Genomic DNA, 15,477 nt, shown 5'->3' on the forward strand with positions numbered 1-15,477 from the left:
GAAGTCCTCTCGTCCAATGCCTGCGGCGGCTACTGCTGGATGGTAACCTTGCTCAGGCTGAACAGCGTGCCCGTCGGCGTCGGCACGAACCCGGCGATGTTCTTCTGTTGGGCCGTATAGCTGTAGGACGTGTAGAGCCAGATCCACGGTGACATTTCGGCGAGGTGCTTCTCGAATTCGGCGAAGATCACCTTGCGCTTCGCCGGATCGGTCTCGGCGCGGCCTTGCTGCATCTGGCTGTCCAGCGTGTCGTCGATGTAGTTCGCCACCTTCTGCAGATTGCCCGCCTTGGTCCAGTAGCGGTTGTACATGGTGTAGGGGTCGGCGCGGCCGCCATTGAGCGCAATCGCCATATCGAAATCGCCCTTCAGCCAGGCGTCGACATAGACGTTGAGCTCCATCATCTTGATGTCGAGCTTGACGCCGATTTCAGCGAGCTGCGACTGGATGACCTGTGCTTCCGCCGCCGCCGTCGGCGGTTCGCCGGTGGCGCCGATCACAGTCGCCGAAAAGCCATCGGCATAGCCGGCCTCTGCCATCAGCTTCTTGGCCTTGTCGACGTCGCGCTTGTAGCAAAACAGCTGGCTGGGCTCGGTCGCGAGCGCCGGGATGGTCAGCGGTCCGGTGACCTTGCCTTCGCCGAGCGAAGCGGTGTCGAGCACTTCCTGCCGGTCGATGGCGCAAGAGATCGCCTGGCGCACCTTCAGCTCGGTCATCGGCTTGCGCGACGGATTGAGCTGCAGCACGTGATAGGCCAGCACCGGCACGCGGTTCAGCTGGAGGCTGGCCTCCTTTGGCACCAGCGTCGCGACCAGCGGATCGTTGAGCAGCGCGAAATCGATCTGCTTGGTGCGCATGGCGGCCAGGATCGCCGCTTCGTCCGGCAGCACGCTGATCTCGATGCCGTCGACGCCGGTAGCGCCGCCGGCCCAGTCCTTGTTGGCGCTCAAGACTTCCTTGGCGTTGGGATCCCATTTGTCGAGCTTGAACGGGCCGGAGCCGACCGCCTTGGTGCCGATCGACCCGGCCTTGATTTCGCTTGCCGGGACGATGGCCGCGTTGACGTCGCTCATCGCCGTCAGGATCGGCGCATCCGGCTGCGACAGATGGAAGACGACGGTCGCTGCATCCGGTGTGTCGATGCTGGCGATCGACAGGAAGTTGGCGCGAGCGGCAGCCCCGGTCTTCTCGTCGAGGATGCGCTCGAACGATGCCTTGACGTCGGCCGAGGTCACGGCGGTGCCGTCCTGGAATTTCGCCTTGGAATCGAGCTTGAAGGTCAGCGCCTTGCCGTCCTTGGAGAATTCCCAGGAGGTGGCGATGGCGGGGATGATCTGCAGGCTGGCATCGACCCGCACCAGCGGCTCATAGATCAGCTCCAGCAGCCGCAGCGATGAAAACGCCGTCTGCTTGTGCGGGTCAAGCCCGGTGGCGTCCTGCGACCAGGCCATATGCAGCGTTGCCGCTTGCGTCGAAACCGTGGCGATACCGAGCATCGCGGCCAGCGTGATACCCGACAGCAGTGTTCTTGTGAGATGCCCTATCATTGTCGTCTCCCATTTTGATTTGACTTGATGCCTTGCAGTTTCCGCCGACCGCTTCCAAGACACACATGGTTTGGAGTATCGGCCCAGTCTATGCGGCTTCACGCCGTCTTGTCTCATGCGCTTCATGCTGTCTCGTTGCTGATTGCCTTTCGCAGGAAGCCTCCGGCCTTGCCGAGCGCCGCGCGCGCCTCTTCGACCCCCATGCCGGTGTTCGTGACCAGGATCGCCAGCTTCACATCATTGCCGGTCTGGGCGAGCACCTGCTTGGCCTGTTGCGCAGCACATCCGGTGGTGTGCATGACGATCCTGATCGCCCTGGCAACCAGCTTCTTGTTGGAGGGGTTAAGGTCGACCATCAGATTCTCATAGCTCTTGCCGATGCGGATCATCGAGGCGGTGGTCAGCATGTTGAGCACCAGCTTCTGCGCGGTTCCCGATTTCAGCCGGGTCGAACCGGTGAGCACTTCCGGACCAACGACCGGCGAGATGGCAATGTCGGCGATGCCGGCAATGGTCGACGCCGGATTGCAGGACAGGGCGACCGTCGTTGCGCCCACCTGCCGGGCATAGTTCAGCCCGCCGATGACATAGGGTGTGCGGCCGCTGACCGCGATGCCGACCACAACATCGTTTGATGTGAGCCCGATCTCCTGCAACGCCCTGGCGCCCATTTTCGGATCGTCCTCGGCGCCTTCCGTCGACCGCACCAGCGCGTCGGGGCCACCGGCGATCAGGCCCACCACCATGCCTTCGGGCACGCCGAAGGTGGGCGGACACTCCGAGGCATCGAGAACGCCGAGCCGGCCGCTGGTGCCGGCACCCATATAGACAAGCCGCGCGCCTTTCTGGAAGGCAAGCACGATCCGATCCACCGCGGCCGCAATCTCGGGCACGACCTTCTCGACCGCCGCCGGAACGACCTTGTCCTCGTCGTTGATCTTGCGCAACACGTCGATGGTCGGCAGCAGGTCGATGTCCATCGTCCTCGGGTTCCGGCCCTCGGAAACCAGCCGGTCCAGTTCGGACATCAACCCTTGCTCGGTCATTAGCTTGCTTTCAAAACCATGCGGCACAGCCGGAACAGCAAGGCCAACCAGCGCCAGCACACACGGACCAAGGTCCGTCGTCGCTGCCCTGTTTTCTTTGTTAACTTTTTAGAATTTTATATTCATACAGTCAACAAAAAATTGGAATATTTTATTCCTTCTCTGGCAAGGCGTTACTGTCCGTCGAGGGACCTTTTGGCAAGGATGATCGCGCCCGACACAGCATCGCCGTCTGCGGGCTTCAGGCGGCGCCGGACATCGGGAGAGAGCCAGGGTTCGAGCGGACTGGAGAGGCCGCCCAGCAAGGTCACGCGCGGCGCGCCTTTTTCGAACAGCACCCGCACCAGCGTATCGATCTGCTCGGCAGCACTTTGCACGATGCGCCGTCCGACCGGATCGCCCTGGTCAGCATGGCGCATCACCATCGGCGCCAGGGCTGCGTAGTCCGTGGCGGTTGCCCGATCCATCCAGGCAACCGCTTCCATCGGGTCGCTATGGAAACGCTGCATCACCTCCGCCAGCAGCGCTGTCGGCTCATGCCTTCCATCATGCGCGCGCAACGCCAGTTGCACAGCCTTCAGGCCAAGGTCGGCACCGCTGCCCTCATCGGAGATCGGAAAGCCGTAGCCACCAACACGCAGGTCGCGTCCCTCGACGAAGCCAAGGCCGATCGAGCCCGTTCCGGCGATGACAATGGCGCCGTCCTGGCCGGAATGCGCGCCCAGGCAGGCGCCGACGCCGTCGCTGACGAAATCGATGCTGGCAAACGGATGCACGATCGCCCGCAACGCCTCCAGCGCACCCTTGCGGCCGATGCCGGCAAGGCCGATGCCGGTGTGTATCCGGGCGATCTCCACTGCACCGAAGCCAGCCTCCTCGATGGCAGTGCCAAAGGCTTTCGCGACCGAGGCCCAGGCCGCATCGATGCCGAGCCGCGTTGTCGCCGGCCCCGACAGGCCTTGCCCCAGCACCGTCCCGTCAGCGTCTTCGATACGGGCGCGGCAACCGGTTCCGCCGCCGTCGACGCCCAGAAAATAGTGTTCCACACCGTTCATGCGCTCAGCCGCTCGATGTCGGCGCCGCACAGGCGCAGCTTGCGGTCCAGTTGTTCATAGCCGCGGTCGAGGTGATAGACGCGGTTGATGGTCGTCTCGCCCTCGGCGACAAGTGCGGCCAGCACCAGCGATACCGATGCGCGCAGATCGGTGGCCATCACAGGCGCGCCATGCAGTTTCTCGCCACCACGCACCAGCGCCGTGGTGCCTTGCAGCTTGATGTTGGCGCCGAGCCGCATCAGTTCGGGAACATGCATGAAGCGGTTCTCGAAGATGGTTTCGCGCAGCAGCGACGCGCCGTCGGCGCAGCACATCAGCGCCATGAACTGCGCCTGGAGATCGGTCGGAAACCCCGGATAGGGTTCAGTCGTCAGGTCGACAGCCCTGAGCGGCCGGTCGCGCGAGACGATGAGCCCGCGGTCGCCGGGCCAGACGCTGACGCCGGTGGCCTCCAGCAGTTGCACCACCGAGGCCATATGCTCGAGCCGGGCGTGCGTCAGTTCGAGCTGGCCGCCGGTGATCGCAGCGGCGATGGCGTAGGTGCCGGCCTCGATCCGGTCCGGGATGATGTCGTGCCTCGCCGCATGCCAACTGGTGTCGCCGGCGATCAGGATGCGGTGCGTGCCGGCGCCCTCGATGCGTGCGCCCATGGCGGTGAGGCAAGCGGCGAGATCCGCCACTTCGGGCTCGCGCGCCGCGTTGAGGATCTCGGTTTCGCCCTTGGCCGTGGTCGCCGCCATCATGGCGGTCTCGGTCGCCCCGACCGATGGCGAGCTCAAGACGATGCGCGTGCCGGTCAGCCCGTTTGGCGCTGAAGCGACGATGGAGCCGTTCTCGATGGCGATCCTGGCGCCCAGTGCCGCGAGTGCCGCGACATGCATGTCGACCGGCCGCGCGCCGATGGCGCAGCCGCCCGGCAGCGAAACCCTGGCATGGCCGAAACGGGCCAGCAGCGGCGCCAGCACGAGCACCGTCGCGCGCATCTTTCGCACCGTATCGTAGGACGTCTCCTTGGAAACGGCGGCACTGGTGTCGATCGTCGCGGCATGCGCCGACCGGGTCACCTCGGCGCCGTGCAGCCGCACCACGCCGAGCATGTTTTCGACGTCGGTCACATCAGGCAGATTGGTCAATTCGAGAGGGTAGGGGCTGAGCAAGGCCGCCGCTATCTGCGGCAGAGCGGCATTCTTGGCGCCGGATATGGTGACCGCGCCTTCCAGTCTTTGTCCGCCGACGATCCGCAATCTGTCCATGGCTGAAACCTTGTGCGACGAAAGCCGGCCACACTCGGGTGGCTCTCCCTGGAGATGCTGCTCCGAATCCCGGATTTCGGCCCGGTCCAGTTCGAGAATTAATTCTACGTTCTTGGCTGTCAATCGGAATTGGAATATTTTATTCCTTGAGCCGGCACCTGAAAGCGCGAGGAAATCCCGTGTCCGTCCTGAACAGGATCAATGTGAAGCTCGACGGCATGGCGCCCGGCGATCGTGAGATCGGCCAGTACATCGTCGACAATCCCGACCAGATGCTGCGCCTGTCGACGGCGGCTCTCGCGGCCGAGATCGGACGCAGCCAGTCGAGCGTCGTCAAGTTCAGCCAAAAACTCGGCTATGCCAGCTACCAGGAGCTGAAGCTCGCCGTCAGCGAGGCCAAGGCGCAGGAATGGCAGGTGCCGGCCGGCATGATCCACGGGTCGATCGAGGTCGGCGACAGCTACCAGGTCATTCTGAAGAAGCTGATCGGCAGCAAGCTTCTGTCGATGCAGCGGACCGCCGAAGCCAACAGCGAGCGCATCATCTCCAGGACGCTGGAACTGCTGGACAAGGCGCGCCGCATCCATCTGGTCGGCGTCGGCGCTTCTTCGCTGGTGGCGCGCGATTTCTCCTACAAGCTGATGAAGCTCGGCCGCAATGTCCTGCACGACAGCGACAGCCACATCCAGATGGCCAATGTCTCGACGCTCGGGCCTGATGATGTGCTGTTCGCGCTGTCCTATTCCGGCGCCAGCATCGAAACCCTGCGCATCGCCGAGCTTGCCCGCAAGCGCGGCACCATGGTGATCGCCGTCACCGGCCTGCACGACAACCCGCTGAGCCGCGTCGCCGACATCTGCCTCTATACCATCGCCGACGAAGAGCGTGCGCGATCCTCCTCTATCACCGCGCGCGACGCGCAGCTGACGCTGACCGACCTCTTGTTCATCCTACTGGTGCAGAAACAGCCGGATGCCAATGAGTATGTCCACAACAGCGAAGCGGCGGTTTCGGTGCTGAAGGCCGAGCGGCCTTCGTAGCGCCACAGGCGATATTGGATTGCACCACCACGACCCTTTGCGGCAATTCAAATGCGATCTTCTTTCTTGAAGCTTATTTCGGCAGGCCCCAGCTATATGATGGGAGATTTTGGTCGGCAGGGATCGACATGAAGGTACTTGGACGCGAAATCTATTGGCCTCCGCTACGACCAGGAGACGCTACTGGCATCCTATTGACGTTGGCGTTGTTGGCAGTCGTAGTTATTGCGTTGTCGATTTTTCCGATGCAAACGCGAGAGATACAGACGCAAGGGAATTTTGGCTTCGGACCGGAATGGGACTGTGCGTGGCCCGGTAAGGGCGGACCAGTGTGCGTCAAATCTTCCAAGACGCAACCGGCGCCGAGAACCCCGGTGCCTTCCACCCACAACCAAAATTCAAACTGAGACACTACCCAGCAATGCCATCTCTTGCCTGTCACCCGCGAAGGCGCGACCCTGTCTGATCTGGCGAAACGCTTCCGCCGAAATCCGCAAGGAGAGAAAAATCATGACATCCGATGTGGCCGTCATTGCAGGCGCAGGCGCTGGTCTGAGCGCCTCGCTGGCGCGCCTTCTCACCCGCGAAGGCTTTCGCGTGGTTCTGGCCGCCCGCAACATTGGGAAGCTGAGGGCTCTGGTCGACGAGACCGGTGCGCTGGCTGTCGAGACGGATGTCGCCGACGCTGCGTCCGTCGCCAGGCTGTTCGACGCCGCCGACAAGGCCGGTCCGCTGGCGCTTGCGGTGTTCAACGCCAGCGCGCGTACGCGCGGCCCGATCGCCGAGCTCGATGCCGAAGCGGTCAAACAGGCATTGCTGGTCGGCGCCTATGGCGGCTTCCTGGTCGGCCAGCAGGCGGCGCGGCGGCTGCTGGCGCGCGGTTCCGGATCGATCCTGTTCACCGGCGCCACTGCCAGTGTGAAGGGGTTTCCCGGCTCGGCGGGCTTTGCCATGCCGAAATTCGGCCTGCGCGGCCTGGCGCAGTCCATGGCCCGCGAACTCGCCCCGCAGAACATCCACGTCGCCCACTTCATCATCGATGGCCAGATCGAGCCGCCCGGACAGGCGGCCGATCCCGACCGGCCGGACCGCCGGCTATCGCCGGACGCCATCGCCGAGGCCTATCTCGCGGCCCATCGCCAGCATCGCAGCACCTGGAGCTCGGAGCTCGAGCTGCGGCCCTGGGTCGAGACGTTTTGACAATCCAGCCGATCGCCTAAGGGCGACCGCGTCGCAAGCCCTTGCTTGCGGCTGCTCGGAGGTTGGCCGGAACGAATGCCGACGCAGTCGGTCAGTCGTGCCTAAACGCTTTCGAGGTATGTCTCGATCTCGAAATCGCTGACATTGAGCGCGAACGTGTTCAGTTCCTGGCGCTTACAGGCCACGAAGGAGTCGCGCAGGATTGCCGGAAAGATCTCCGCCACATGCATCCCGCTTTCGAAGGCGGCGATCGCCGACGCCCAGTCCGGCGGCAGCTTTGCCGGCGGAAGTCCCTGGCCGTCAGTGCCGATCGGATCCCCTGGCGACAACTGTCTTTCGATGCCGGTCAGCGCGGCGCCCAATATGGCTGCAAGCACGAGGTAGGGATTGGCGTCCGCACCCGAAACGCGATGCTCGATACGGCGCGCAGCGGTCGGTCCGCCTGGAATACGGATCGCGACCATGCGGTTCTCGTAACCCCAGGCGACCGCGGTCGGCGCATAGGATCTAGGGCGCAGCCTGCGGTACGAATTGAAGTGCGGCGCGAACACCAGCGTGCTCTCGGCCATTGCCGCAAGCAGGCCGCCGACCGCATGACGCATGATCTCCGAGCCCTGATCTGTGCCGTCGTCGAAGACGTTGCGCCCTTCGCCGTCGACCAGGCTGAAATGGACGTGAAAGCCGTTGCCGGCCCGGTCGCCATAGGGCTTGGCCATGAAGCAGGCGGCAAAGCCGTGCTTGCGGGCAATGCCCTTCACCGTGCGCTTGAACAGCACCGCATCGTCGGCCGCCCGCAAGGCGTCCGCGACATGGTTCAGATTGATCTCGAACTGACCGACGCCGTTTTCGGCGATGGCGGTGTCGACGGGAATGCCTTGCGTCCGGCAGGCTTCATAGACGTCGTGGATGAAGGATTCGAAGTCGTCGATCTCATCGATCGACAGTGCCGCGTCGGAATCGAGACGGCGCCCGGTCACCGGTGAGACAGGTCCGACCGGCCGCTGCGATTGCGGATCGACGAGATAGAATTCGAGTTCCGTTGCCGCGACTGGGGTCAGGCCCAAAGCCTCGTAGCGATCGAGGATGCGGGCCAGCGCCCGTCGCGGGTCGCCGAGATAGGGCGCGCCGCTTTCGTCGGCAAGCCAGAGCGGGACGAGCGCCGTCGGATGCGCGGTCCAGGCCACCGGCAGAATGCCGCGCCCGGTCCACTGGCACAGTCCATCGGCATCGCCGGTCGAGAATACCAGGCTGTTGCCTTCGATATCCTCGCCCCAGACATCGAGCCCGATCAGCGAAAAAGGCATGCGCAGCTTGCCTTCCAGCGCCTTTCTTGCCTGCTCGACCGGAATGCGCTTGCCGCGCATGATGCCGTTGAGATCGCACACCGCCGCCCTCAGGCTCTGGATGTCGGTTCTGCTTTCAAGCCAGTTCAAAACGTCCGCAATTGCATCGCTCAATTTATAACCTCTGGTTTTTGAAGGTGCCGCAGCCTGCTCGGCTGCACTGTCCCTGGTAAAAATAGCTTGTGAGTTTTCGGAAAGCATATCCGGCTACACCGGATATTTTTCCTTATTTTTTCAAGTCACTAGCTGGAATGTCGGGAGGCATTTCAAAACCAATTGCGCGATCTGCGATCGCAACATAGAGGCAAGAAGCCGGAAAGCCAAGGGGCATTCGGGTTGTGATGTCGCCCCACCCCGCTTTTGGGTCCGATGCTTTGTGTTCCCCGGCGAGGAGGTCTTGATGCGTCGCTGCGTTGACCAACCGCAGCCTTGGCGATTGGCGCAAACATCAATCGCTTCGTCATCCACGGGCGGAGCAAGGAGCGTAGCGACGAAGCGCAGACCCGAGGATCCATGCCGGGACTCAAACGCGTCACCACGGTGCGGAATTCTGCTCCGCTGTATTCCTGCGCGAAGGTCGCGGCATGGATCCTCGGGTCTCCGCGACGGAGCTGCGCTCCTGCTTCGCCCGTGGATGACGAAGGTGGCAAGGCTTAGGCCAATCGCGAAAGTCTGCTCCACCGAACCGAACAATGAAATCCTGGCTGCCAAGAGGCCTCCAATCCAACCCGTCAAATCCTCTGCGCTGCGGTTCTAATTCCGCGCCTTCGGAAATCTGGCCTGCTGCAGGATGTGCGCGGCGCCTTCGTCGATGTCACGCACGATCGCTGCGCGGGCGCGCTCCCCGTCCTGAGCCTCGATCGCGGCGACGACTTCTTCGTGAAAGTCGATGTCGAGAATGGAGGCGAGGTCGTCCTCGAACCCCATGGCGAGATTCCTGAGAAACGGGCCGACCTGCATCCATACGGTCTCGATCAGGAAGATCATCTGCTCGTTGCCGCAATGGCGATAGATCGAGAATTTGAAGTCGTGGTTCTTTCGCAGATAATCGTCGATATCGCCTTTGCGGGCGGCCAAGGTCAGGTCGGTGCAGTGACGCCGGATCGTCCGCAGATTGTTGCCGTTGATGCGCTTCGTCGCAAGTTCGGTCGCCGAGCCTTCGAGGATCGTGCGCACGGCGCTCAACTGCGAAAACCGTTCGGCCGAAATGACCGGCACCTCCACGCTGCCGTTCGGCATCGGGCTGAGCGCACGCAGTGCCTGAAGCCGCATGAAGGCGCTGCGCACCGGCATGTCGCTGGTGCCGAGTTCCCTAGCGAGTTTTCGCGACGTCAGCTTCTGGCCCGGCACGAACCGGCCGGACATCAGCGCCCGCACGAGTTCCAGATAGACCTTTTCATGCAAGGGAACGGTGTCGACGGCGGTCAACCCGAATTGTGTTTTGTCGGCCATTGGCGGGGGCGTTGCTTCATTGGTTCCGTGCAGCAGGCTGGTTCGCCGCTGGGATTCTGTGTCGCCGAGCCCGGCGAGAACGCCGAAGTCAGCGATATATCAAGCACATGATAGACGCTTCGGTCGTTGCGCGGCAAGCCAACGCGTCACCTGCCGGCCGTTACACCCAAGGCTGGCGGCTTGATTATTGGCGAGCGGCGTCTGTGCCACGCCGTGCAAAACCGTCATCACAAATCTTGACCTTGCGCGCACTTGCACCTCTGGCCGCTCTCTGGCTTTTTGGGGTACCCATCGCAACGGACTGATTCGCGTCATGCCGCTCGATTGCAATCTGCCCAAAAGCAGTCTGCGGGTGGGTCGTGAAGCGCGCGCAATTGACGAAGGAGAAACAGGCATGGCCGAGTTCAAGAAGCCCGAAATCTCCGAGATGAGACCCAAGATCACCGTGATCGGCGTCGGCGGCGGCGGCGGCAACGCCGTCAATAACATGATCGCCGAGCAGCTTCAGGGCACCGAATTCATCGCCGCCAACACCGACGCCCAGGCGCTGACCATGTCCAAGGCGACGCGGCTGATCCAGCTTGGCGCGCACGTCACCGAAGGACTGGGCGCCGGATCGCTTCCCGAGATCGGCCGCGCCGCGGCCGAGGAATCGCTCGACGAGATCATGGATCATCTGGCCGGCACGCATATGTGTTTCGTCACCGCCGGAATGGGCGGCGGCACGGGAACCGGTGCAGCTCCAATCATCGCCCAGGCGGCGCGCAAGGCCGGCATCCTGACGGTGGGCGTCGTCACCAAGCCTTTCTCCTTCGAGGGCAGGCGCCGCATGCAGATGGCCGAAGAGGGCATCGAGCGGCTGCGCGAGAGCGCCGATACGGTCATCGTCATCCCGAACCAGAACCTGTTCCGGATCGCCGATGCCAAGACCACCTTCGCCGATGCGTTCGTCATCGCCGACCGCGTGCTCTATGCCGGCGTCAGCTGCATCACCGATCTCATCGTCAAGGAAGGCCTGATCAATCTCGACTTCGCCGATGTGAAATCGGTGATGCGCGACATGGGCCGCGCCATGATGGGCACCGGCGAGGCTTCCGGCGAAGGCCGCGCGATGAAGGCGGCCGAAGCCGCGATCGCCAACCCGCTGCTCGACGAAGTGTCGATGAAGGGTGCCAAGGGCGTGCTGGTCTCGATATCGGGCGGCAGGGACATGACCCTGTTCGAGGTCGACGAGGCCGCCACCCGCATCCGCGAAGAGGTCTACGAGGACGCCGACATCATCGTCGGCGCGATCTTCGACAAGAGCATGGAAGGCCGCTTCAGGGTCTCGGTGGTGGCGACGGGCCTCGACCGTGCGTTTGGAGCAGAAGATGCCGATGCCGGCATCGCCCGCGACCACGCCGGCCAGCCGCCGGCGCGCACGCTTCAATAAGGGGGTTCGGCGCATTCCCTTGCCGAGATGTGTTTTTTCGGGGAGACATCGCCAGCGGGGCAGATTGGCCGACGGTCAGCTGTATCGACCTCTGTACCGCTGCTGCTACAAGAATCCGTCATAGACGGCCATCTATACTGGCTACCCGTATCGTTCGAGCGACGAGAGGCGCGGCTTGGAATTTGACTTGAAAACCATCGAAGCGCTTGCGCCCGATCAGGCCTCGTTGAGTGCCGCTTCCAGGCTGACCAAGCAATCGAACTGGCCACGACTCGAGAAGAGCGAACAGCTGGCGCTCCTCTGGGGGGAGTGCCAGGGTTCCGGCTCCAATCCTTATCGCGTGGTGGTCGACACCGGGGACCACGGCTACAAATGCACGTGCCCGTCGCGGAAGTTCCCCTGCAAGCACACCTTGGCGCTGATGTGGATAGCCGCCACCACGCCGGCCAGTTTTGCCGCCGCGGGCTCGACCCCCGAATGGGTGAATGACTGGCTCGGTCGCCGCAGGAAGACCTCGCCGCAGCCGGCGGGGCCGGCGCCCGGTGCGGGAGGCAAGAGTATTGGCGAAATCTCGCTCGACGACGAAAGTACTGTTGTCGAGGACGCCGCTGCGGTCGAGCGCCGCGAGGCAGCGCAGCGAAAGCGGACGCAGGACACGCAATCCGCCGTGTCGGCGGCGCTGGATGAACTGGATCAATGGATCGCTGATCAATTGCGGCTTGGCCTTGCCGGCTTTGTCGACAACAGCAGCGACCGTTGCCGCCGGATTGCGGCACGGCTGGTCGACATGAAAGCAACGGCGCTTGCCGGCCGTATCGACGAGATTCCGTCACGGCTGATGGGGCTGCGCAGCGAGGAGCGCCCGGACGCGGCGATCCGCGAACTCGGCAAGCTTGTGCTACTGGCCAAGGCCTGGCGATCGACACCAGGCGACGCCGAACTGAGGCGCCTTGTGTCGACGTCTGAAAGCCGCGAGCAGGTTCTGGCCAACCCCGATGCCAAACAGGTCGAAAGCGTCTGGGAGGTGCTCGGCGAGAAGATCGAAACCCGCCGTGACGGTCTTGTCAGCCATTCGACCTGGCTGCTCGACCTGAACAGCGCCACCTCGCAATTTGCCCTGCTGCTCGATTATTTTCCGGCTTCGGCTGGTCGCCGGTCGAACGCGTTCACATCAGGCGACCGCTTCGATGCCCGGCTGATCTTCTATCCGGCGCGCCAGCCGCTGCGGGCATTGGTGGCGGATCGCAGGGGTGACGTCCCGTCTGGCGAGTGGCCGGATTTCAGCTTTGGCGCATCCGATCCTCTCGCTGCCCACGTTGCTCGCCAGGACGAAGCGCCTTGGCTCACCGACTGTCCCGTCATGCTGCCGCCCGGCGCGATCCTGCTGGACGATCGCGGTGCCGCCTGGTGGCAGGCAACCGGCGATCCGCATGGTATCGCCTTGCCGATCGCCGACACCGTCAATCCAACGCTGCTTGGGTTGGACCTCAAGGCGACGGCCGCACTTTGGAACGGCAGCCGGCTTGACCTGCTGGCTGCGCAAAGCAGGTTCGGGAGGCTTGATCTGTCGTGAACGAGATCGAGCAGACCGGCCTGGCGACCATGCGCGACAGCTGGATCACCGGCGGGACCAGCTTCGATCTGGCTCCAGCCGCGTGGAAGGAGATTGCCGGTGGCGCAAGCCTCGACGAGCGCGAGCGTCGCCTGTTGGCAATCGCCGCGCAGGCCCTCGACATTGCCTTGCGGCCAGCCGCGCCCAAGACGCTGAAGCGCCGCCCAGTGCTGCCTGAACTTGCCTTGCCGATGCTGCCGGAGCGGCTGCGGCCGCTTTTGCGAGCGGCGCTGAAACACGCCGGCGACACAAGAAGCAAGACGCGTGTGGTGTCGCTCGTCGCCAGCCGCGGCTTCGTGCTGCATCCGATGGACTGGATGCCGGCCGTGTCGGATCAGAACGGCCCGGACGTCTATGCACCCTGGATCGACTGGCAGGCAGGCGCGGACGGCGAAAAACACACCCGCCAGGAAAAGTTGACCGCGGAAAACTGGGATGACTTCTATCCCGCCGCGCGTCGTACGGCGCTCGCGGATATGCGCCGCACCGCGCCGGCATCGGCTCGGCAACTGATCGAGACCAAGGGATCCGGCGAGCCGGCCGAGATCAGGCTTGCACTCATCGAACTCATGCGCTTCGGCCTCGGCGCCGATGACGTGCCGTTCCTGAAGAGCCTCTCCGCCGATCGTTCCGGCAAGGTGCGCGAATTGGCCGGCCGGCTGCTGGCAAGGCTCGGAGAGCATGGCCAGCTTGGCGATGGCGGGCAGGAAGATCCAACAGCAGAACTCGCCGCCTTCATCGCGGAAGGCAAATCCGGCTTCATCCGCCGCCGCACCACCTACACGCCGGCAAAACTCAAATCGCCGGCGCAGGAAAGACGTCGTGCCGAACTGTTCGAGACCTGTAACCTGGTCGACCTCGCCACGCGCTTCGGCACCACCGAATCCGAGTTTATCGGGGCGTGGCAATTCGGCGCCGAGAACGATGCCGATATCCTTGTTGCCCGAATGGTCGCCGCGTCGGGCAGCGAAGCGGCGGTGACGCACATGGCGGATACGCTTGTCGCCGAAGGCGGCAAGCCGGCGCTTTTCGTCCTCCACCTCATGCCGCGTCTGGACAACCGCAGGAAGCGTGTCCTGGTCAGGCTGATCCTGAAAGATACGCAATATCTTGGTGCGCTCAACCTGGCCGAGAGCCTCGAAGCAAGCTGGCTGGAGTGGGCTGACCTGACAAATGGCCAGACCCTGCCAATGCTGCGTTCTGCAGTTGCCGGAAACGATGACGCCGTCAAGCGAGGCGTCGATCAGCTACTGGAAACAATGGGCTTTCTCGCCACGGCGGCGACAGCGGAAAAATTGATCGGGGACGTCGTTGTGGCCGGTATGGCCCCGGCAGCGCCTTCGCTCGGTCTTCTGCGCCTCAACGCATCACTGGCCGAGCCTTGAATCGACACATGATCAATCCGGAGAACAGCTAATGAACGTAGCCATCCGTCTTCCGGTCGAGCAGGCCTATGCCGCCGAGTTGCAGGCGCTCGCACGCAATGACGACCGGCAAAGGCCTGCCGGATGGAGCCTTTCGCCAAAGGCGGTTCTGATCTATCTGCTTGGCGGCAAGGCTGACGACGGCACGCTGATAACGCCCAAATATGTCGGCCGCCGCCGGCTGATGGAAACCGCGGTGGCGACGCTCGCCACCGACCGCGCGCTGCTGCTGCTCGGCGTTCCCGGCACCGCGAAATCCTGGGTGTCGGAGCATCTTGCCGCAGCCATCATGGGCGACTCGACGCTGATCGTGCAATGCACGGCCGGCACCGATGAGAACCAGATCCGCTATGGCTGGAACTACGCGCAGCTGCTGGCCAAGGGCCCAAGCCAGGACGCGCTGGTGCCGACTCCGCTTTACCGCGCCATGCGAGATGGCAAGCTCTGCCGCCTCGAGGAACTGACGCGCATGGGTTCGGACGTGCAGGACACGCTGATCACCGTGCTGTCCGAAAAGATGATGCCGATCCCCGAACTCAACACCTCGATCTATGCGCAGCGCGGTTTCAATATCATCGCCACCGCCAACAACCGCGACAAGGGTGTCAACGAGTTGTCCTCGGCGCTCAAGCGCCGCTTCAACGTCGTCGTGCTGCCCTTGCCTGAAGATATGGCCGAGGAAGTGGCGATCGTCTCTAAGCGCGTCGGCGAGATGGCCGGCGGTCTCGACCTGCCGGTACCGAAGAATGTCGGCGAGGAGATCGCCCGGGTGCTGACCATCTTCCGCGAATTGCGCTCCGGTGCGACATCAGACGGCAAGGTGACGTTGAAGACGCCGTCCGGTTCGCTGTCCACGGCGGAGGCGATCGCAACGGTGGTCGGCGGCCTCAGCCAGGCGGCGTGGTTCGATAGCGGCAAGCTCGGCGCCGAAGGCCTTGCCGCCAGCCTTGTCGGCGCCATCGTGAAAGATCCGGTGCAGGACAAACTGGTGCTGGAGGAATATCTGGAAACCGTGCTCAAGAAGCGGCCCGACTATGCCGGCTACTATGCGGCCCTGAACGCGGCGATCTGAC

Annotated in this window: 12 protein-coding genes; 6 read left to right on the forward strand and 6 right to left on the reverse strand. The window is 63.5% G+C overall.

Features of this window, described 5'->3' with window-relative positions:
• Window positions 1-29: 29 nt before the first annotated feature.
• From EJ076_RS14035 to murA, 4 genes are all read right to left on the reverse strand, one after another.
• Window positions 30-1,547, reverse strand: a complete 1,518-nt coding sequence (locus tag EJ076_RS14035) for an ABC transporter substrate-binding protein (protein WP_126068271.1) — start codon at window positions 1,545-1,547, stop codon at window positions 30-32.
• 122 nt (window positions 1,548-1,669) lie between these two features.
• Window positions 1,670-2,593 (reverse strand): N-acetylmuramic acid 6-phosphate etherase, encoded by a 924-nt coding sequence (gene murQ / locus EJ076_RS14040; RefSeq protein ID WP_126068272.1) that lies wholly within the window; start codon window positions 2,591-2,593, stop codon window positions 1,670-1,672.
• A 173-nt stretch (window positions 2,594-2,766) separates the two neighbouring features.
• Window positions 2,767-3,648 (reverse strand): N-acetylglucosamine kinase, encoded by an 882-nt coding sequence (locus EJ076_RS14045; RefSeq protein WP_109661903.1) that lies wholly within the window; start codon window positions 3,646-3,648, stop codon window positions 2,767-2,769.
• Window positions 3,645-4,901 carry a UDP-N-acetylglucosamine 1-carboxyvinyltransferase gene (murA, locus tag EJ076_RS14050; protein WP_126068273.1) on the reverse strand — a complete coding sequence of 419 codons (1,257 nt, stop codon included), beginning with the start codon at window positions 4,899-4,901 and terminating at the stop codon, window positions 3,645-3,647. Before murA ends, EJ076_RS14045 begins: the two co-directional genes overlap by 4 nt.
• A 179-nt stretch (window positions 4,902-5,080) precedes the next feature.
• Here murA and EJ076_RS14055 point away from each other — a divergent pair, with 179 nt between their 5' ends.
• Window positions 5,081-5,941, forward strand: a complete 861-nt coding sequence (locus tag EJ076_RS14055) for a MurR/RpiR family transcriptional regulator (protein WP_126068274.1) — start codon at window positions 5,081-5,083, stop codon at window positions 5,939-5,941.
• 510 nt (window positions 5,942-6,451) lie between these two features.
• The gene (locus EJ076_RS14060) at window positions 6,452-7,141 is read left to right on the forward strand and encodes an SDR family NAD(P)-dependent oxidoreductase (protein WP_126068275.1); all 690 of its coding nucleotides are present in this window, start codon (window positions 6,452-6,454) and stop codon (window positions 7,139-7,141) included.
• Window positions 7,142-7,242: 101 nt separating this feature from the next.
• Here EJ076_RS14060 and EJ076_RS14065 read toward each other — a convergent pair whose 3' ends face one another.
• Together EJ076_RS14065 and EJ076_RS14070 are read right to left on the reverse strand one after the other, a co-directional pair.
• Window positions 7,243-8,598, reverse strand: coding sequence for a glutamine synthetase family protein (locus tag EJ076_RS14065; RefSeq protein WP_126068276.1), 1,356 nt, complete (start codon window positions 8,596-8,598; stop codon window positions 7,243-7,245).
• 639 nt (window positions 8,599-9,237) lie between these two features.
• A complete protein-coding gene (locus tag EJ076_RS14070; protein WP_126068277.1) occupies window positions 9,238-9,936 on the reverse strand; it encodes a GntR family transcriptional regulator in 699 nt (232 codons plus the stop codon).
• A gap of 394 nt (window positions 9,937-10,330) precedes the next feature.
• Here EJ076_RS14070 and ftsZ point away from each other — a divergent pair, with 394 nt between their 5' ends.
• The 4 genes from ftsZ to EJ076_RS14090 all read left to right on the forward strand — a co-directional run bounded on the left by ftsZ (window position 10,331) and on the right by EJ076_RS14090 (window position 15,476).
• A complete protein-coding gene (ftsZ, locus tag EJ076_RS14075) occupies window positions 10,331-11,368 on the forward strand; it encodes a cell division protein FtsZ (RefSeq protein ID WP_126068278.1) in 1,038 nt (345 codons plus the stop codon).
• A 187-nt stretch (window positions 11,369-11,555) separates the two neighbouring features.
• Window positions 11,556-12,941 carry an SWIM zinc finger family protein gene (locus tag EJ076_RS14080; RefSeq protein ID WP_245463046.1) on the forward strand — a complete coding sequence of 462 codons (1,386 nt, stop codon included), beginning with the start codon at window positions 11,556-11,558 and terminating at the stop codon, window positions 12,939-12,941.
• Complete coding sequence (locus tag EJ076_RS14085) at window positions 12,938-14,365, forward strand: DUF5691 domain-containing protein (protein ID WP_126068280.1); 1,428 nt, start codon at window positions 12,938-12,940, stop codon at window positions 14,363-14,365. The genes EJ076_RS14080 and EJ076_RS14085 overlap by 4 nt, the downstream gene beginning before the upstream one ends.
• A gap of 31 nt (window positions 14,366-14,396) precedes the next feature.
• The gene (locus EJ076_RS14090) at window positions 14,397-15,476 is read left to right on the forward strand and encodes an AAA family ATPase (protein WP_126068281.1); all 1,080 of its coding nucleotides are present in this window, start codon (window positions 14,397-14,399) and stop codon (window positions 15,474-15,476) included.
• Window position 15,477: the final 1 nt, after the last annotated feature.

Source organism: Mesorhizobium sp. M7D.F.Ca.US.005.01.1.1 (assembly GCF_003952545.1).
GTDB lineage: Bacteria > Pseudomonadota > Alphaproteobacteria > Rhizobiales > Rhizobiaceae > Mesorhizobium > Mesorhizobium loti.